Below are 16,949 nucleotides of genomic sequence, written 5' to 3' on the forward strand. Positions count from 1 at the left end.
AGATTCCTATTGTTATTATCATTCCATATGCTCCAGTACGAATACTTGTAGTGACTGTTTTATGCTTCCAGCATTTTTGCTGGTTTACGATCATTACGGTAGTGGATAAAAAGGCGTGTTGTAATATTGTGCGCCAATGTCTAACCATTCGTTTAACAGCTTAAGTTCATCAGGCGATAACATGCTTTGATGAGTTGGGCTGTTCATCGCATCAAAGAAGTTTCTGCTCGCCCTCGCGCCATTAGTCGACAAAATAGCGGGTACATTGACCGTGGTTAATACTGGAATAGGGTTACCATCGGCATCTAAAATTAATTCACCATCACTGTCGACTTGATAGACAGGGTTACCGTCAGCATCCAGTACTTCTACTAATCTATCGACAATAATGCCATCTATTTCTTCTTGTTCTACGTCGTTGAAAAATAATTCGCGGTAACTGGTTAAATGCGCCACTTGGTCAGTTGAAGGTGTATTCAATAAGGCTAATTGCCCTGCCGGTACTTGGGCTACTCCCTCTTGGTTAGCCATATTGTGACAAGCTGTACAGGTATTGTCAGCAATAACAACTTGAGTGAGTTCATCAATAACAGGGCGAGGCAAATCCCAAAGTGGTTGTATATGTTCAACGTAATTAATTTGAATACGGCAATAAGTGGTCCAATTGGAAAAACATTCTGCGCCATTTGGCGCCGAGGTTTGCATATTACTATAGGCATATTCCAACGCTGGGTTAACAGCGGAAATTGCTGGATTAGTCCAAATGTCTTGGTAGAGAATATCTGCGGTTAACTGCGCCAGTCCATTAACCATTTCATCTGCTTCAGCCATCGTTTGGCCCTGTGATGGAATGATGTTTGCGCTGGCATTTGGGTAAGGACTACCTCCTGCCACTGCGCCTGCATTGATACTGGTGGCTTGGGCATCAATTCGCCCATGGGGTAATTGGCTATTGGCAGTATGACAACCTGCACACTCAAGTGTTTCACCGGGCTTTAGGCTTATCCATTGACGATGACGCCCGCCAATTCGTTTGCCATTAATATCTAATATGCTGATAGCAAGTGGCACATTAGCGGGCACTTTAATTTTAACTGAACCGTCAGGTTGGATTGGCGTATAGCCAATGATTTCTCGCATTAATTGATTATTACTGCGGCCAAAATCAGTATTGGGAATATCACGTACTTCATCGGGTGGCATAGGTACGCCACGCACAATGCGTAAAAATCGGGCAGGTAAGTTTGCTGCAGGGGTTTGTGACGGGTCACTTAGGCGAGCAATACCGCCAGCGCTTGCTGTGCTATCAGTGCCATCAAAGTCATAAACGCTGCGAATATGAATACTGCCTGCAAGTTCTTGTGATAGTTGAGCATCTAATTCATTGCCAACCACTTTGTCTGCAATAAAGGTTTTAGGCTGAGCTGAGGGTTGCATGACCACGGCTTCTGTTAATATTTTGCCTTGCTCTGTTGTTGCCACAAGCTGCTGAGTTTTATTGGCATTGTCTAATAACCATAATTCGTAAAATGCAGGGGCGAGTACCAAGGCTTCATCAGCAAGTTGCTGTTCTGTTAACTGACCGCAAGATCTAATTTGCCCATCAATTATAACTCGGCACAAATCCCAGCTCATTAAATACCGATTACTGTTATCTGGGATTGGAAATAGATGATTAATTCGACCTGTAGCTGACAAACTGGGTGAGAAGTTAAAATCAAAATCAGCTAATCCGACATCATTTATCGCATTACCTAGAGCTCCAGACGACCCTGTGGCTTGATTAGCATCAATATAGTCGTCGATATTGATGCTAACAGGACGCTTATGAACGGCTGTTGGATCTGCTTGCGAGGTTAGCATCATCAGAATATCTCCACTCGGAAGCTGCTGTGGCTTAATATATTCAATCACTTCAGGTTGTGAATCGAGTGCAATTTGATGCGAGTGCCAACCAAAAACCAGTTCATTATTGGTGCCGTCAGGGTTCATGCGATACAAATTTATGCCATGATTTGCCCCCATCAGGTCCCATCGGCTATATAAAATTTGGCCGTTTTGCATCACTAAGGGGTAGAAATCGTGACTCAAATTAAAGCTGAGTTGCTTTATTGCCGAACCATCAGGATCCATTACATGAATATTAAAGGTTTCATTATCTCTATTTTCATCTAATGCTGTGTATTGAGGTTTACCTTCGTCAAGCAAAATTGCCCGTGATAAACGTTGCCTGGTCGACGCAAATACGATGCGGCCATCAGGTAAAAATGACGGCATTAAATCATTACCTTGCTCGGCTAAGGTGTCACTAGCCATGACTCTGCTTAACGTTTTTGTGGCAATGTCATAGCGCCAAATATTCCACGAAGTTTGCTCATCTTCATTGGCGTCAATCTTTTGTACTTTAATAGACATCAATAATTGTTGACCATCATCTGAAACTGATAAATCTCTTATATCAACAAGTTGGTCTGATTCAAATAAAGATGCAGTTAAACTGAATGGCGGAGAATCGGCAAACGCATTGCGTTTTGTCAATAAATTGGCACCAGGATTAAAGTGGGCAGGATCGAAAGTATCAAATTGTGGGGGCTGATTTTCAGCGCTTAATTGATCGCGCTGAATGTAGACAACAGGGTGCTCTATCAATACGGGATCAGGCTGTTCATCTTTTATGGCTGTGTCAGTATCGCAGCCTAAAAGTAAGCTAAATACTGAAAAAATCACAAATTTATAGCCTACAGTCGGCCTCATTAGAATCCCTTAACGATGTATTATTATTGTTAGCGTCATTGAGTAGGCTTGTTTGCCTTTAGTGTATTATTGCCGTCATGTGTGTTTGTTTCAATACTTTTGTTAAAATAAAATTAATCCTTTTTATTTACCTTGTTGAGAAGTATTATCAGAACCGTAACAATTTGGCTATATTTAAAGTCAAACAACAAGGTGTTGGTTTTATGCTGAATATTTGAATAATTATTCATTTTAGATTATTGGCTTGAATAATAAATAAAAAACAATCTGCTTTACTGATTTTAAATGACCCGTCAAAAATCAGCTTAATGTGAAATGCTGTTTCTTCAGGCGATTGTTAATTTGAACAAATGACAAGGAGACAGTATGAAGGCTCGACTTTATACACTAAACAGTCTGGTTTATGCTGCAAAATTTGGCCTTAAACATTTAGGCAATAAAGTATTAATCCACACTTTTACAGTAGTTTTAATGATTTTTAGTTCCGCTAATGTAGCTGCAGGATCACTTGAACAAGCTAAACTACTGCACGATCGCCTTGCCGGTGTTGCCGCTTCACAGCAAACATTGCAGAATATGGCCAGTTTACTTGATGAAGGTAAAACTCTCGAAGCAGCTTACTTAGCCATGGAAACTCCTGCATTTTATTCGACCACATTAAAGCTGTTTGCTACCCCTTGGACCAATATAGATCAAGATACTTTTGAGCCTCTAAATGACTACTCTGCCACAGTGATTGGCGCAGTTAGAGATGATGTAGATTTTAGAGACATCCTACAATCTGATATGGTTTATGTGGGTAAAAGTAGTCTAGGTTTACCTGCTTACAACACTAATAACAATTCACATTATCAAGCGCTTGATGATCAATTTGTCGATTTAAAAGAGAATTTGGAGCGCACTACCCAATCAAGTCTTAATGGTTTGCCCAGTGACGCGACCGCAGGAGTGTTGACCAGTCGTGCAGCAGCAAAAGCCTTCTTTTACTTAGGGACCAATCGCGCTATGTTGCGATTTACCTTAATGAATCATTTATGTACTGACTTAGAACCATTAAAAGACAACACTTTATCAACCGATAGAATTCGCCAAGACGTTAGCCGAAGCCCAGGTGGTGATAGCCGCTTATTTATAAACAATTGTTCAGGCTGTCATACCGGCATGGATCCATTAGCGCAGGCATTTGCTTATTATAACTATGAGTTTAACCTTGACACAGACCCTGATGGCAACGCAGGGAAGGTAGCATATAACAGCAGTGGTCAAGTCGACCCAAGCACTGGCAGTCGTGTGCAAGCTAAATATCATTTCAATGCAACCAGCTTCCCTTTCGGTTTTGTTACTGCAAATGATCAATGGAAAAACTATTGGCGCGAGGGCATAAATCAAAAGCTAGGTTGGGATAACAGCTTAGCGGGTCAAGGTGCAGGTGCAAAATCATTGGGTCAAGAGTTAGCTAACAGCCAGGCATTTGCTCAGTGCCAGGTGAAAAAAGTATTTAAAACAGTTTGTTTACGTGATGCGGAAAGCCAAGCTGATTTATCACAAATCAATGCAACTACCGCCTCCTTTAAACAGAACTCTTACCAACTGAAGCGCGTATTTGCTGAAGTTGGCAATTACTGTATGGGAGAGTAACGGTGAAGCACCTATTAATCCAAACCTCAGTTATTTTCTCGCTTATATTTATGCTCACAGCTTGCGGGGGCGGCGATGTAGAAACCAATCCACCTAAAAAGCAAGACCCTCAATCTGATGTGTACAGCGGTCCCGCAGCTGCCACGGAAGATATTCAAAAATACAAAGTTTCGCTTTGGGATAATATTTCAACCCAAGACCGATGTGGCGCATGTCATACCGAAGGTAATCAAGCACCTTACTTTGCTAGTCGTAATGATGTTAATGATGCCTATGCGGCAACCAACCCTTTGGTTGATTTAGCTGAGCCTCAAAAATCACGTTTAGTGGATAAAGTGGCTGGTGGTCATAACTGTTGGCTAGCCAGTGATGCTGCATGTGGTGAAACCATGACTCAGTGGATCAAGTTATGGGCGGACGATCGTGTGAGTACCGCAAATACCATTGAACTTACCGCACCAGTTATCCGTGAACCTGGATCAAGCAAAAGCTTTCCCGATGACAGCAGCTTATTTAGCCAACATGTTTACCCTATTGTTAACCAGTATTGTTCGCAATGTCATAATCAAAGTGCTCAATTAGCACAATCGCCATTCTTTGCTAGTAATGACGTTGGACAAGCGTATGAAGCAGCCAAACGTGTCATGAACTTAGATGAGCCCGCTCAGTCGCGTTTAGTGGTGCGTTTAGGCAGTGAGTTTCATAACTGTTGGGACAATTGTCAGGCGAACAGTATTGAAATGCGTGACGCCATTACGGCATTAAGTGATGCGATTCCACTTGACGTCATTTCAGCGGATATGGTGGTGTCTAAATCGCTGCGTTTAACTGACGGTATTACCGCATCAAGTGGTGGCCGATTTGAAACTGGCGTCATTGCTTTATACCAGTTTAAAACGGGAGAGGGCAATATTGCCTATGACACTTCAGGTATTTCGCCTGCGGCCAACCTCAGTTTAAGTGGCGATATTGATTGGTTAGGAAGCTGGGGGTTATCGTTTAAAAATGGTAAGGCACAGGCCAGCACCGCGAATAGTAAAAAATTACATGACTTAATGACAGCAACCGGTGAGTTTTCGATTGAAGCCTGGGTGACTCCTAGTAATGTGGTTCAAGAAGGTCCTGCGCGCATTGTGACCTATTCGGCTGGTGATAATGCTCGCAACTTTACTTTAGGGCAAACTCAATATAATTATGATTTTATGCTGCGCACCGAAAGTTCAAGTGCCAATGGTGAGCCTGCATTAAGCACTCCTGATGCCGCTGAAGTTTTACAAGCTACATTGCAACACGTAGTGATGACTTATAAGGCTAATGAAGGACGTAAAATTTACGTCAATGGTCGCTTAATCAATGTTGCGGATGAAGATATTGCCCCGCTGGCAAATTGGGATGACAGCTTTGCATTAATTTTAGGCCGTGAAGCGTCAAATCAGCATGTATGGCAAGGGGATATTCGCTTACTAGCACTGTATAACCGCGTACTAGAGCCTGCACAAGTGCTACAGAATTATGATGTTGGTGTGGGTGAGAAATTCTTTTTACTGTTTTCTATTAGTCATTTAATTGATTTACCTAATACCTATGTGATGTTTGAGGTCAGCCAATTTGATAATTACAGTTACCTATTTAGCGGTGCATCGATTGTTAATATTGATGGTACGCAAGTAGGAAATGGATTTCCGCTTAAGGGACTTCGCCTTGGTATAAATGGTAAAGAAAGCTCCCATGGTCAGGCTTATATGAATCTTGATTTGGCGATTGAAGCTGGCCAGGAAATTGCCGAACCGTTTTTAATATCTCCTTTAGGCACCCTTGTCGCACTTGAAAAAGGTGCTAGTCAAGATGAGTTTTTTCTCACTTTTGAGAAACTGGGTGAGCACGAAAACGTGGTCATTCCAGGAGTAATAGTGTTCCCCGAAGAAGTTCCTGCAACCACAAAGTCTGCTCAAATGGGGATACGTAACTTCGCAGAAATTAATCACACCATGAGCGTGCTGACAGGGGTAGAGCAACAGTCAACCAAAGTGTTCAATACCTATCAGTTGGTAAAACGCCAATTGCCGAGTATTGAAAACATTGAAACCTTTATTTCAGCACAGCAAATGGGAATAACTCAAATGGCCATCGCCTATTGTGATACTGCAATTGAAGATAGCGTCATACGTAGTGCCTGGTTCCCTGATGTGGACTTTACTTCAGCGCCTAGTGTGGCATTAAGCCCTGCTGAGCGAAGCAAGTTACTTAATCCTTTAATAGCGCAATTAATGCCACTTAACTTGGCTAATCAGCCAAGCAGTTTGGGGGTGTTTAACGAACTTGATAGTCTAGTGAGCAACTTGTCTGTGTGTACAACCAATTGTGATGCAGTGCGCACTCGCACTATTGCAAAAGCCAGTTGTGCCGCAGTATTAGCAAGTGCCGTTATGCTGGTGCAGTAGGAGAATGATGATGAGCCAATTCAAACCATTTTTAACTGTCACCGTTTTTAATCAAACACCAGAAGCGCAAGCACAAGGAACTGACCATGAGAAAACCTAAGCATCTTCACCTAGACAGTCCTTTGTTGTTTGCTGATCATCGCAAACCGTTAACTCGACGTGAATTTATTTCTACCGGCTTGTGTAAAGGTGGCGCAGCGGTTGCCGGGTTATCTTTATTCAGCTTATTTGCCAACCCCAATAACGCTAACGCCACATTATCGCCAGATTTAGAAGCCCTAAGAGAGTCCTGCGGTATTAGTGTTCAGGGCGTAGGTAAAATTCCATTTATTAGTTTCGACCTAGCTGGTGGAGCCAACATAGCAGGCTCTAATGTGTTAGTTGGCGGAGCCGGGGGACAACAAGACTTTTTGTCGACAGCAGGTTATAACAAATTAGGCTTGCCCGGCGATATGGCACCGTCTATTGCTAACCCTAATGCAGCCATGTCTGACTTTATCAATACTGATTTAGGCTTAGCATTTCATTCTGATTCAGCCTTTTTACGTGGCATTCTAGAAAAAGTATCCACGGATACCGCATCGCGGATTAATGGCGCGGTTATTCCAAGTAGATCTGACAACGACACCGGCAATAATCCACATAATCCTATGTATGCGATTGCGGCTGCAGGGGCAAATGGCTCGTTAATGCCGCTAATCGGGTCTCGCAATACTGACTCCGGTGGCAATTCAATGTCAGCGACAAATTTTATCGATTTGGGTAAACGTCCAACGAAAATAGATCGACCTTCAGATGTTACTGGCTTAGTGGATGTAGGTGATTTATTTAGCCTGTTATCTCAACGAGATGCTGTTACTGTAATGGAAAGTATTCAACGAGTTAGTGCGCAGAAAATGGCGTCGGTTAATACCCAGGTGACCCGTGATGATGTGATTAAAGATTTGGTTAACTGCGGTTATGTTAAAAGCGCTGACTTAGCGGATCGCTTTGGTGATCCGTCAACGTTAAACCCAGTACTTGACCCTGATATTGTCGGCCCAAGTGGTATTTTTAATATCAATGAGTTTGATTCGGAATCTGAGTTTCAAAAAACCGCTTCAATTATGAAACTGGTCGTGAATGGATTTTCCGGTGCGGGCACAGTCACTATGGGCGGTTTTGACTATCACACCGGTGAACGTGCTACTGGAGAACTAAGAGACTTACGCGCCGGACGTTGCATGGGAGCCTGTTTAGAATACGCTGCCCGTCGCAATATGCCGTTAATGCTATACGTGTTTAGTGATGGTTCAGTGGCAAGTAATGGCCGTATTGATGATTCACAGGAAGGGCGAGGTAAAGGTGAGTGGACCGGTGATAATTCATCAACTGGAGCCGCTTTCTTCTTAGTGTTTAATCCTGCAGGCAAGCCGCAATTAATGGGAGCCAATGCCGACCAAATGGCTAGAAAGCAACAAATTGGTTTTATGCGCTCAGATGCTTCGGTAGACACAGCATCTGCACCGTCAGCAAATAACGTTAACTTACTAGTTGAAACAGTATTACTTAACTATATGGCGTTACACGGTGAACAAAGCCAGTTTAATAGTGTCGCTCCAAGGCAAGGTTTAGGTAATGCCACTATGTTGGATTCGTTGACCGCGTTTCAGCCTATTGTGTAGGGAAAACTTCCATAATAGACAGGGTATTATAGGTTGTTGATGTAATGAATGAGTTAGCTTTTAGCTAGCTCATTTTTCTAGATACCGCTCATCATTTAAAGGCTAGGTGGCATTATCAGCCCTATTATATTGCTCCAGTCCCGATAAGTGATAAGTGATAAGTGATAAAAATAAGCACATTACAGTTTATTCAATTCTTTAATCTTGCTGTAATCCTTCTGAAAAGTGCAAAGTTTGCTTATTATCGATAATGATGGCTTCGTACTCCGGGAGTTGATTGATCAGTGCCATGCCTTGTTGTAAACCTTTGACAAAAATTGCAGTTGAAAGTGCGTCTACGTAGGTGGGATTTTTGCCGATAATTGATACGCTAACCACATTGCGGGCTGAATCACCAGTTTTAGGGTTGATAATGTGATGGTAGCGTACGCCATCTTCAATAAAGTAGCGCTCGTAATCACCTGAGGTTGAAATAGCTTCGTCACTAAGGGGTAACTGAACTGCGGTTTTATCGTCTGCCCTTGGATGTTTTATGCCAACATACCAGGGTCTGCCACGCCTATCACCCAGTAAGCCAGTATCACCGCCAGCGCTCACTAATGCATGTTTAATACCTGCTTGCTTTAGTATTGCGAGGCAGTTCTTAACCGCATGGCCTTTGGCTATTCCGCCTAAATCTATTTTAACCGCTGGGTGATTAAAATGGACTGATGAGTTATCCGCATCGAGTTGTACCGAATGATAATTAATGGCGCTGAGGTTTTTATCGATAAAAGCTTGGCTGGGTTTTTTGTGTTGGCGGTAATCATATTGGTAACCGACCGAGGCGTAGGTGATATCAAATGTGCCTTTGGTTAACTCTGCAATCTTGTAAGCGTCTTGCAGTAACTCAAATAACTCTTTGCTAATAATCACCGCTTCGAGCGCCCCGTGACGATTAACTAGGCTGAGCTCACTGGTGTCCTTATAGGGACTCATTGTTTCATCAATGCGTTGCATTTCTTGTTCAACTTGACTGATCAACATGTCGGCAGTGGCTTGGGTTTGACTGTCGGCCAACCAGAACTCAACATGGGCTTGGGTGCCCATAACATGAAAACTTTTTTGCTGCCATTGAGCTTGAGCCAATGGAGAGATCAATAAAACAAAAACAACTAACAATCGACATTTACCCATGGCTAATAAATTCCTTTTTAGTCACTTTTTTCGGTGCGACCCTTTGCGGTTCTGAGATACTCGCGGCGACTACTTTCATTGCTTTGGTCAATTTGCTTAATTGCGCTGAGCTAATGGTGTAGGGCGGCATAATATAAATTAAATTGCTAAATGGCCTTACCCAAACCCCTTGCTCGATAAAAGCCTGCTGTAATTGTGCGGTATTGACTGTGTGGCGCATTTCAACCACCCCTACGCCACCTAATACGCGAACATCTTTTACCTGTTCAAATTCAATTGCCTCTCCAAGCTCAGTGATCATTTGTTGTTCAATCATATTGATTTGTGCTGGCCATTGCTGTTGATTAATTAATTGTAAGCTAGCTGTTGCTGCGGCGCAGGCGAGGGGATTGGCCATAAACGTCGGCCCATGCATAAATACCCCCGCGGGCGAGTCACTAATCCCTTTGGCTACTTCATCACTGCACATAGTCGCAGCAAGGCTGATATAACCGCCAGTGAGCGCTTTACCTAAGCACAGTAGGTCGGGCTCAATATTGCTATGCTCATAGGCAAATAATTTACCTGTGCGACCAAAGCCTGTGGCGATTTCATCTAATATCAGTAAGACATTAAACTGATCACATAGCTGACGTAATCGGGTTAAATATGCCGGAGAATAAAAGCGCATTCCGCCAGCGCCCTGCATAATGGGTTCGATAATAATCGCGGCCACATCTTGATGGTGGGTTTCAAAAGCCGTTATTAATGCGGTTTCATCTTCAATGGCTAAGTCTTGAACATTTAATGGTAATTGAGGGTCTAATGCTGCACTGAAGCCAAACGGGGTTTGCGGGGCGGTAATAAAGATTTGTTGTGTGACATTGTCACCAAACATAGTATGCATACCGCCTTCAGGGTCACATACGCTCATGGCGGCAAAGGTGTCACCATGATAGCCACGTTTTACGGTCATTATTTTTTGCTTGTTAGGCTGATTTCGTCCTTGCCAGTATTGCAGTGCCATTTTTAATGCCACTTCAACCGCAATAGAGCCTGAATCAGCCAGAAATACCTTGGTTAATCTCGAGCAAGTCATTTCGACTAACAACTTACTGGTGTCAATAGCGGGTTGATGGGTTATACCGCCAAACATCACATGACTTAATTGATGAAGCTGCTGTTGCATCGCCGCCAAAATATGCGGGTGACCATAACCGTGGACACATGCCCACCACGAGCTTGTGCCATCAATTAACTTACGGCCATTATCCAGCACGAGTTCGCAATCTTGCGCAGACACCACACCATGAACAGGCATAGCTTGAGTCATTGACGTGTAAGGATGCCAAATATGCTGGCGGTCAAATGCGTAATCAATGCTTGATTCGGTTTTTGGTTGTTGTGACACGCTCGAGTTGCTCATAAAGTAACCATTAGTAAAGTTGGTGGTAGGCGCTGCGTTGACAGTTTACGGGCTACAGGTATCCTAGCCAACATAAAATCAAAATAAAGGAATGATCCATGTCGTTAGCTGAAGTTCGCAATGATTGGCAAAAAACTGAAATTGAAGCGTTATTTGCATTGCCAATGAATGATTTGCTGTTTAAAGCCCACAGTATTCATCGTGAAAGTTTTGATCCTAACGAAGTACAGATCAGCCGTTTATTATCGATAAAAACCGGTGCTTGCCCTGAAGACTGTAAATATTGCCCACAAAGTGCGCGTTATGATACCGGCCTTGAAAAAGAGCGTTTACTTGAAATTGAAAAAGTATTAACGGAAGCCAAAAGCGCTAAAGCCGCAGGGGCATCACGTTTTTGTATGGGCGCCGCATGGCGTAACCCGCGTGATAAAGACATGCCATATTTAACTCAAATGGTAAAAGATGTCCGTGCTTTAGGCATGGAAACTTGCATGACACTTGGCATGTTATCAAAAGAGCAGTCTGAACAATTGGCTGGCGCAGGGCTTGATTACTACAATCATAACTTAGATACCTCGCCTGAATATTATGGCGATGTGATCACCACTCGTACTTATCAAAGCCGCTTAGATACACTGACGAACGTGCGTTCTTCTGGCATGAAGGTTTGCTCAGGCGGGATTGTCGGCATGGGCGAAAAAGCCACTGACCGCGCAGGTTTGTTACAACAATTAGCCAACTTAGCCCAACACCCAGATTCAGTGCCAATTAACATGCTAGTGAAAGTCGCAGGTACGCCGTTTGAGAAAATTGATGATCTAGACCCACTTGAATTTGTGCGCACCATTGCGGTTGCCCGCATCATTATGCCTAAGTCTCGAGTGCGTTTATCAGCAGGGCGTGAAAGTATGAGCGATGAATTGCAATCAATGTGTTTCTTTGCAGGCGCAAACTCAATTTTCTACGGATGTAAGCTATTAACCACAGCTAATCCTGAAGAAAATGATGACATGAACTTGTTTAAACGTTTAGGACTACACCCTGAACAAGGACCTGTGGCTAATATTGACCAAGACAGTCAAATGGTGGCCAAAGCCAGCGCGCAAACCGCTAAAGCAACTCAACAGTTTTACGATGCCGCGGCACTGTAAGCTTATTATTGACAACAATACGGCAAATTGATGGCGCATCCTCTCACGGATAAAATGACTCAGCAAATGGCGCAGCAGCAAGCAAATGGCTTGCTGCGACAACGTCATGAGCTAAATGCCACAGCCCATCAAGCAGAATCGGTTATCGATTTTAGTCACAATGATTACCTAGGTTTAGCTAACGCCAGCGAACTTGCCGATGCGCTTTATCAAGGCGCATTAACCTATGGTGTTGGCAGCAAAGCATCACCATTAGTCAGCGGCTATAGTCAGGCACATACAATGCTTGAAGAAAAGTTGTGCGATATAACCGGGCATCAAGCAGGAATGCTTTTTTGCTCTGGTTTTAGTGCAAATAATGCATTAATGAAAACCTTATTTTCAACCACTGACACTGTGATTGCCGATAAGCTGGTACATGCCTCTATTATTGACGGCATTCAAGACAGCGGCGCAAAGTTGCTGCGTTATTTGCATAACGATATAGACAGTGCCGCCCGCCTGTTAGCCAAACATCCCAATAGTGTATTAGTCACCGAAAGCGTCTTTAGTATGGACGGCGATTGCGCGCCCATTAGTGATTTAAGCGCGCTGTGTCGGCAACATAATAGCTGGATAATCGTCGATGATGCCCACGGCTTTGGGGTGTTAAGCGCCAAGGGATTAACAGCAGCTGATGCAGATATTCAAGTGGTTACCTTTGGTAAAGCATTAGGTTGTCAAGGCGCAGCCATTTTAGCGAGCCAGCAAGTGATTGATTTTTTAGTGGCCAATGCCCGCCATTATATTTATTCAACAGCTTTGTCACCGGCTAATGCATATTTGGCTTTTTCTGCGCTTAAATTGATTGAACAGCAGCCTGAACGCCTTATGCAACTCAATGACAATATTACCTTATTTAGACGTTTAGCAGAGCAAGCGGGTATTGGGTTAACTGAGTCAAACACAGCAATTCAACCTATTATTATTGGCGATAATACATCGACCATGACGGTGGCAGAATCGCTGGCTCAAAAAGGCTTTAAGGTAGGGGCAATACGTTCGCCCACAGTACCTCAAGGTTCTGCCAGATTACGCATTACCCTAAATGCTAAGCATACGTCTGCAGAAATTCGCCAACTTGTAACCGAGCTTGCTTTGTTGTTAATAGATCAGCCAATTGAGAATCAATAGATGTTAGATAAATCGGTTGCCGATACCTTTTCCCATGCGGCCAGTCTTTATAAACAACATGATGTGTTACAGCGGATCACCGCCAAAACATTACAGGGTAATGCCATATTAACAGGTCATCTGGCAGATATTGGCTGTGGCCCTGGTACCTGCTTTAGTGATTTTTCATCGGTATCGAACGTCACTGCAATAGATATTGCCGCTGGCATGTTAGAGCAGGTCAGATTGAATTACCCTCAATACTCAACCCTTAACTGTGATGCGCAATCTTTGACGCTTAGCGCTAATAGTGTTGACAGCGTTTACTCAAATCTTGCCTTGCAATGGTGTGATGATTTCCCCAAAGCAGTTAATGAAATTGAGCGCGTGTTAGTGGATAACGGTGTTTGTAGTCTCGCCATAGTAGCCGATGGCAGTTTACCTGAACTACAAACATTAGGTTTTAGAACCAATCAATTTGCCAGTATGCCCAGCCTGTTAAGCGCGTTTGGTGTTAAAGATGCATCGATGCAATCTTGCAACAGCAATTGGATGGTTTTACAGGCTAAGGTCGAAAAAGTAACCGTATATTTTGATAGTTTACGCAGTTTATTGTATTCAATTAAAGGCGTTGGGGCATCAGCTGGGCAAGCTGGCAGTCAATCGCGGGCGATGTTATCAAAATCCGCCTGGCAAGAGCGGGTGGTGTTAGCACAAGGTCTCGCCACCGAAAAAGGCATTCCTTTGACCTACCACATAGCTTATATCCACGCGAAAAAGCGTTAATTTTGCATTTACATAAAGTAGGCGGAACATGATTTATTTTGTGACGGGTACCGATACCGATAGCGGTAAAACCTTAATTTCTTCAGCGTTGCTTTCTTTGGCCCAAGGTAACAAGTGTGGTTTTAAACCCATCGCATCGGGCTGCGTATTAACGCCTGATGGATTAAGAAACCCAGATGCGCAAGCGTTAATGGCACAATCAAACATGGGCTTAAGCTACCAACAGGTTAATCCTATTGCATTTGAACCAGCCATTGCACCGCATATTGCTGCTGCTCAAATAGATGTAACATTATCGGCGTCTAAGGTAGTAGAAGCTTTACTGGCAACACCAATTTTAGCGGCAGATTTCGCCTTAATTGAAGGGGCGGGTGGCTGGCGATTACCTTTAGGCAATAACCAGTATTTGTCGGACAGTGCTAAGCAACTGGATGCTTATGTACAAACCCATAATGCCGAACGAGTCGGGGTTATTTTAGTGGTCGGTATGAAGCTAGGGTGTTTGAATCATGCTTTATTGACCTTACAAGCGATTGAAACCGATGGCTTAAAGGTTGTTGGTTGGGTGGCTAATCAGGTAGATGCAAACATGAGTGAGATAGCCGCTAATTTGGCAAGCTTACAACAAATGATGACAGCACCTTATTTAGGTTACGTACCTTACCTTCCACAAGTAAGTGCTGAATTAGCCGCAAAACACCTTGATATAGCGCAGATATTATAGTCTTTGTTGCTATAGTTTCAGTTTTCATATAGAAAGCTGAGTGTTATTTCTGTAGATAGCATTAGCAAAAAAGGCCTAATCTCATCGATTAGGCCTTTTTTAATGGGGTAAAACACAAACATTAGAGCCGTTGTTTATGCTTTAAACGTGCTCCAGATCGGTGCGTGATCAGAGGGTTTGTCGATGCCGCGTAACTCATAATCGACATCAGACTCTACCACATTAGCCACTAACGATTGTGTTGCTAACACAACGTCAATACGCAGCCCACGGTTGTCATCAAAGCCTTTGCTGCGATAATCAAACCATGAATAACGCTCAGTACGTGTTGGATGTAATTGACGGAAACTGTCAACAAAGCCCCAGTCTAATAAGGTCTTTAACCATTCACGCTCTTCAGGTTGAAAACTACACTTACCTGATTTTAACCAACGCTTGGCGTTAGGTTCACCAATACCGATATCTAAATCAAGTGGTGAAATATTGATATCACCAATCACAGCAATGTCTTCATCTGGGGTGTGGTGAGTGGTTAAGTAGGTCATTAAATCTTGGTAAAATTTGCGCTTAGCAGGGTACTTAGTTTCATGGTGAATACTTTCCCCCTGGGGAAAGTAACCGTTGATTACAGTTAATACTCGGCCATTTGGTTGACTAAATTGGCCAATGATTAAACGGCGCTGTGCATCGTCGCTGTCACTTTCAAAGCCTTTAATAACCTTGATAGGCTCGACTTTAGACAACATAGCTACGCCATAGTGGGCTTTGCCACCATGATAATGCACCTTGTAACCCATGGCTTCAACATCGGCCAGTGGAAATGCTTCATCATGCACTTTGGTTTCCTGTAAGCCAATAATGTCTGGCTGGTGGCTATCAATCAATGCCTGTAATTGATGTAACCGCGCCCGAATACCATTGATGTTAAATGAGACAATTTTCATTATGGAAGGACTCGTTTAAACGGTTTAACAATCACGCTTTTATAAACACCTGCAGCAATATATGGGTCAACATCAGCCCAGGCTTGCGCTTCTTCTAGTGAGGCAAAATCAGCAATCACTAATGAACCGGTAAAGCCTGCATCGCCTGGATTTTCATTATCAGTGGCTGGATGTGGCCCTGCGGTTAACAAGCGACCTTCGTCAGCTAAAGCTTGTAAACGTGCAAGGTGGTCGGCACGGACTGATAAACGTTTTTCTAAACTGTTTTCAACATCTTGAGAAGAGATCATATACCACATAGTCAAGGCTCCATTTGTTCGTAAATTTGCTGTGTAACTTTGTTGAATAAAACGCACTGTAATCGTCCTCAATAACGATTACAGTGATACTAATTTTTTTGATCTTCCGGTGGATTTTCCATGTGTTTAAACAAGTAAACCACAGTGACTACGGTATTAATTAGGGTTAATGCGGTTAAGCCAAACACCTTAAAATTAACCCAGATTTCTAGCGGTAAACTAAAGGCGACATAAATATTAACGATACCGCAAATAATGAAAAAACTGACCCAATACCAGGTTACCTGAGCCCAGATCTTATCTTGGACAACCATCTCTTTACCTAGCATACTTTTCAGTGCTGACTTGCCCATTAATTGGCTAACACCTAGCCCCACGGCAAACAGTCCATAGACGATAGTGACTTTCCATTTTATGAAGGCATCGTCATGAAAAAACAAAGTTAATGAGCCAAATACCGTCACCATAGCGAAGGTAATGAGATGCATTTTTTCTACTTGTTTATACAGTAGGTACGTTACCATAAGTTGTACTGCTGTGGCGGCGATAAGTACGCCTGTCGCGGTATAAATATCGGCAAATTTATACACGGCGAAAAAAATAACTAAGGGTAAGAAATCGAGCAATTGTTTCATGTTAGATAAAATTCACTGTTGGCTGCAAAGTCGATTGCATGAAAAAATAAGCTGAGAGTGTAACATGCAATAAGGTTAATCGAGAACCTTTACCACGGCTAAAATGGTGTTTGATAATTAACATTTTTTCATCAATTATGATGGATAAAATAACTGCAGTAGACAGGTAAACTAATCAAT

The 16,949-nt window shown here is 42.9% G+C and carries 13 protein-coding genes; 7 read left to right on the forward strand and 6 right to left on the reverse strand.

The genetic code is table 11. The annotated features are described in order from the left end of the window. Positions 1-93: 93 nt before the first annotated feature. Positions 94-2,754: a hypothetical protein gene (locus ACRWQN_RS08800; protein ID WP_434940487.1), complete on the reverse strand. Its 2,661-nt coding sequence runs from the start codon at positions 2,752-2,754 to the stop codon at positions 94-96. A gap of 366 nt (positions 2,755-3,120) precedes the next feature. On the opposite strand from ACRWQN_RS08800, the gene ACRWQN_RS08805 reads away from it, so the two are divergent. The 3 genes from ACRWQN_RS08805 (at position 3,121) to ACRWQN_RS08815 (ending at position 8,497) form a co-directional block, all read left to right on the forward strand. Continuing rightward, a complete protein-coding gene (locus ACRWQN_RS08805) occupies positions 3,121-4,392 on the forward strand; it encodes a hypothetical protein (RefSeq protein WP_434928856.1) in 1,272 nt (423 codons plus the stop codon). Positions 4,393-4,394: 2 nt separating this feature from the next. Then, complete coding sequence (locus ACRWQN_RS08810; protein ID WP_434940488.1) at positions 4,395-6,833, forward strand: LamG domain-containing protein; 2,439 nt, start codon at positions 4,395-4,397, stop codon at positions 6,831-6,833. 86 nt (positions 6,834-6,919) lie between these two features. Then, a complete protein-coding gene (locus tag ACRWQN_RS08815) occupies positions 6,920-8,497 on the forward strand; it encodes a hypothetical protein (RefSeq protein ID WP_434940489.1) in 1,578 nt (525 codons plus the stop codon). Between the two features lie 198 nt (positions 8,498-8,695). Here the strand turns inward: ACRWQN_RS08815 and ACRWQN_RS08820 are convergent, their stop codons facing one another. Further along, positions 8,696-9,673: an FAD:protein FMN transferase gene (locus ACRWQN_RS08820; protein WP_434940490.1), complete on the reverse strand. Its 978-nt coding sequence runs from the start codon at positions 9,671-9,673 to the stop codon at positions 8,696-8,698. Further along, positions 9,666-11,078 carry an adenosylmethionine--8-amino-7-oxononanoate transaminase gene (gene bioA, locus ACRWQN_RS08825; protein WP_434940491.1) on the reverse strand — a complete coding sequence of 471 codons (1,413 nt, stop codon included), beginning with the start codon at positions 11,076-11,078 and terminating at the stop codon, positions 9,666-9,668. Before bioA ends, ACRWQN_RS08820 begins: the two co-directional genes overlap by 8 nt. Positions 11,079-11,176: 98 nt before the next feature. Between bioA and bioB the strand changes: the two genes are divergently transcribed. The 4 genes from bioB to bioD are packed head-to-tail and all read left to right on the forward strand — an operon-like array spanning position 11,177 to position 14,891. Further along, complete coding sequence (bioB, locus tag ACRWQN_RS08830) at positions 11,177-12,229, forward strand: biotin synthase BioB (protein WP_434928862.1); 1,053 nt, start codon at positions 11,177-11,179, stop codon at positions 12,227-12,229. 30 nt (positions 12,230-12,259) lie between these two features. After that, positions 12,260-13,402, forward strand: a complete 1,143-nt coding sequence (locus tag ACRWQN_RS08835) for an 8-amino-7-oxononanoate synthase (protein ID WP_434940492.1) — start codon at positions 12,260-12,262, stop codon at positions 13,400-13,402. Continuing rightward, complete coding sequence (locus ACRWQN_RS08840; RefSeq protein WP_434940493.1) at positions 13,403-14,167, forward strand: methyltransferase domain-containing protein; 765 nt, start codon at positions 13,403-13,405, stop codon at positions 14,165-14,167. A gap of 31 nt (positions 14,168-14,198) precedes the next feature. Further along, positions 14,199-14,891: a dethiobiotin synthase gene (gene bioD, locus ACRWQN_RS08845; RefSeq protein WP_434940623.1), complete on the forward strand. Its 693-nt coding sequence runs from the start codon at positions 14,199-14,201 to the stop codon at positions 14,889-14,891. A gap of 134 nt (positions 14,892-15,025) precedes the next feature. Here bioD and xthA read toward each other — a convergent pair whose 3' ends face one another. The 3 genes from xthA to ACRWQN_RS08860 all read right to left on the reverse strand — a co-directional run bounded on the left by xthA (position 15,026) and on the right by ACRWQN_RS08860 (position 16,769). Further along, entirely contained in the window at positions 15,026-15,835 is an 810-nt protein-coding gene (gene xthA, locus ACRWQN_RS08850; protein ID WP_434940494.1) for an exodeoxyribonuclease III, read from the reverse strand. After that, positions 15,835-16,134: a YciI family protein gene (locus tag ACRWQN_RS08855; RefSeq protein ID WP_434940495.1), complete on the reverse strand. Its 300-nt coding sequence runs from the start codon at positions 16,132-16,134 to the stop codon at positions 15,835-15,837. Before ACRWQN_RS08855 ends, xthA begins: the two co-directional genes overlap by 1 nt. 89 nt (positions 16,135-16,223) lie before the next feature. Then, entirely contained in the window at positions 16,224-16,769 is a 546-nt protein-coding gene (locus tag ACRWQN_RS08860) for a septation protein A (protein ID WP_434940496.1), read from the reverse strand. Between the last annotated feature and the right edge of the window lie 180 nt (positions 16,770-16,949).

Source organism: Shewanella sp. HL-SH8, from assembly GCF_051165765.1.
GTDB lineage: Bacteria > Pseudomonadota > Gammaproteobacteria > Enterobacterales > Shewanellaceae > Shewanella > Shewanella glacialimarina.

Excerpts from the sequence above, each read along its gene's own strand:
- ACRWQN_RS08800 (WP_434940487.1), bottom strand. The coding sequence starts at position 2,754 with ATGAGGCCGACTGTAGGCTATAAATTTGTGATTTTTTCAGTATTTAGC.
- bioA (WP_434940491.1), bottom strand. The coding sequence starts at position 11,078 with ATGAGCAACTCGAGCGTGTCACAACAACCAAAAACCGAATCAAGCATT.
- ACRWQN_RS08835 (WP_434940492.1), top strand. The coding sequence starts at position 12,260 with ATGGCGCATCCTCTCACGGATAAAATGACTCAGCAAATGGCGCAGCAG.
- ACRWQN_RS08855 (WP_434940495.1), bottom strand. The coding sequence starts at position 16,134 with ATGTGGTATATGATCTCTTCTCAAGATGTTGAAAACAGTTTAGAAAAA.
- bioB (WP_434928862.1), top strand. The coding sequence starts at position 11,177 with ATGTCGTTAGCTGAAGTTCGCAATGATTGGCAAAAAACTGAAATTGAA.
- ACRWQN_RS08840 (WP_434940493.1), top strand. The coding sequence starts at position 13,403 with ATGTTAGATAAATCGGTTGCCGATACCTTTTCCCATGCGGCCAGTCTT.
- xthA (WP_434940494.1), bottom strand. The coding sequence starts at position 15,835 with ATGAAAATTGTCTCATTTAACATCAATGGTATTCGGGCGCGGTTACAT.
- ACRWQN_RS08805 (WP_434928856.1), top strand. The coding sequence starts at position 3,121 with ATGAAGGCTCGACTTTATACACTAAACAGTCTGGTTTATGCTGCAAAA.
- ACRWQN_RS08815 (WP_434940489.1), top strand. The coding sequence starts at position 6,920 with ATGAGAAAACCTAAGCATCTTCACCTAGACAGTCCTTTGTTGTTTGCT.
- ACRWQN_RS08860 (WP_434940496.1), bottom strand. The coding sequence starts at position 16,769 with ATGAAACAATTGCTCGATTTCTTACCCTTAGTTATTTTTTTCGCCGTG.
- ACRWQN_RS08820 (WP_434940490.1), bottom strand. The coding sequence starts at position 9,673 with ATGGGTAAATGTCGATTGTTAGTTGTTTTTGTTTTATTGATCTCTCCA.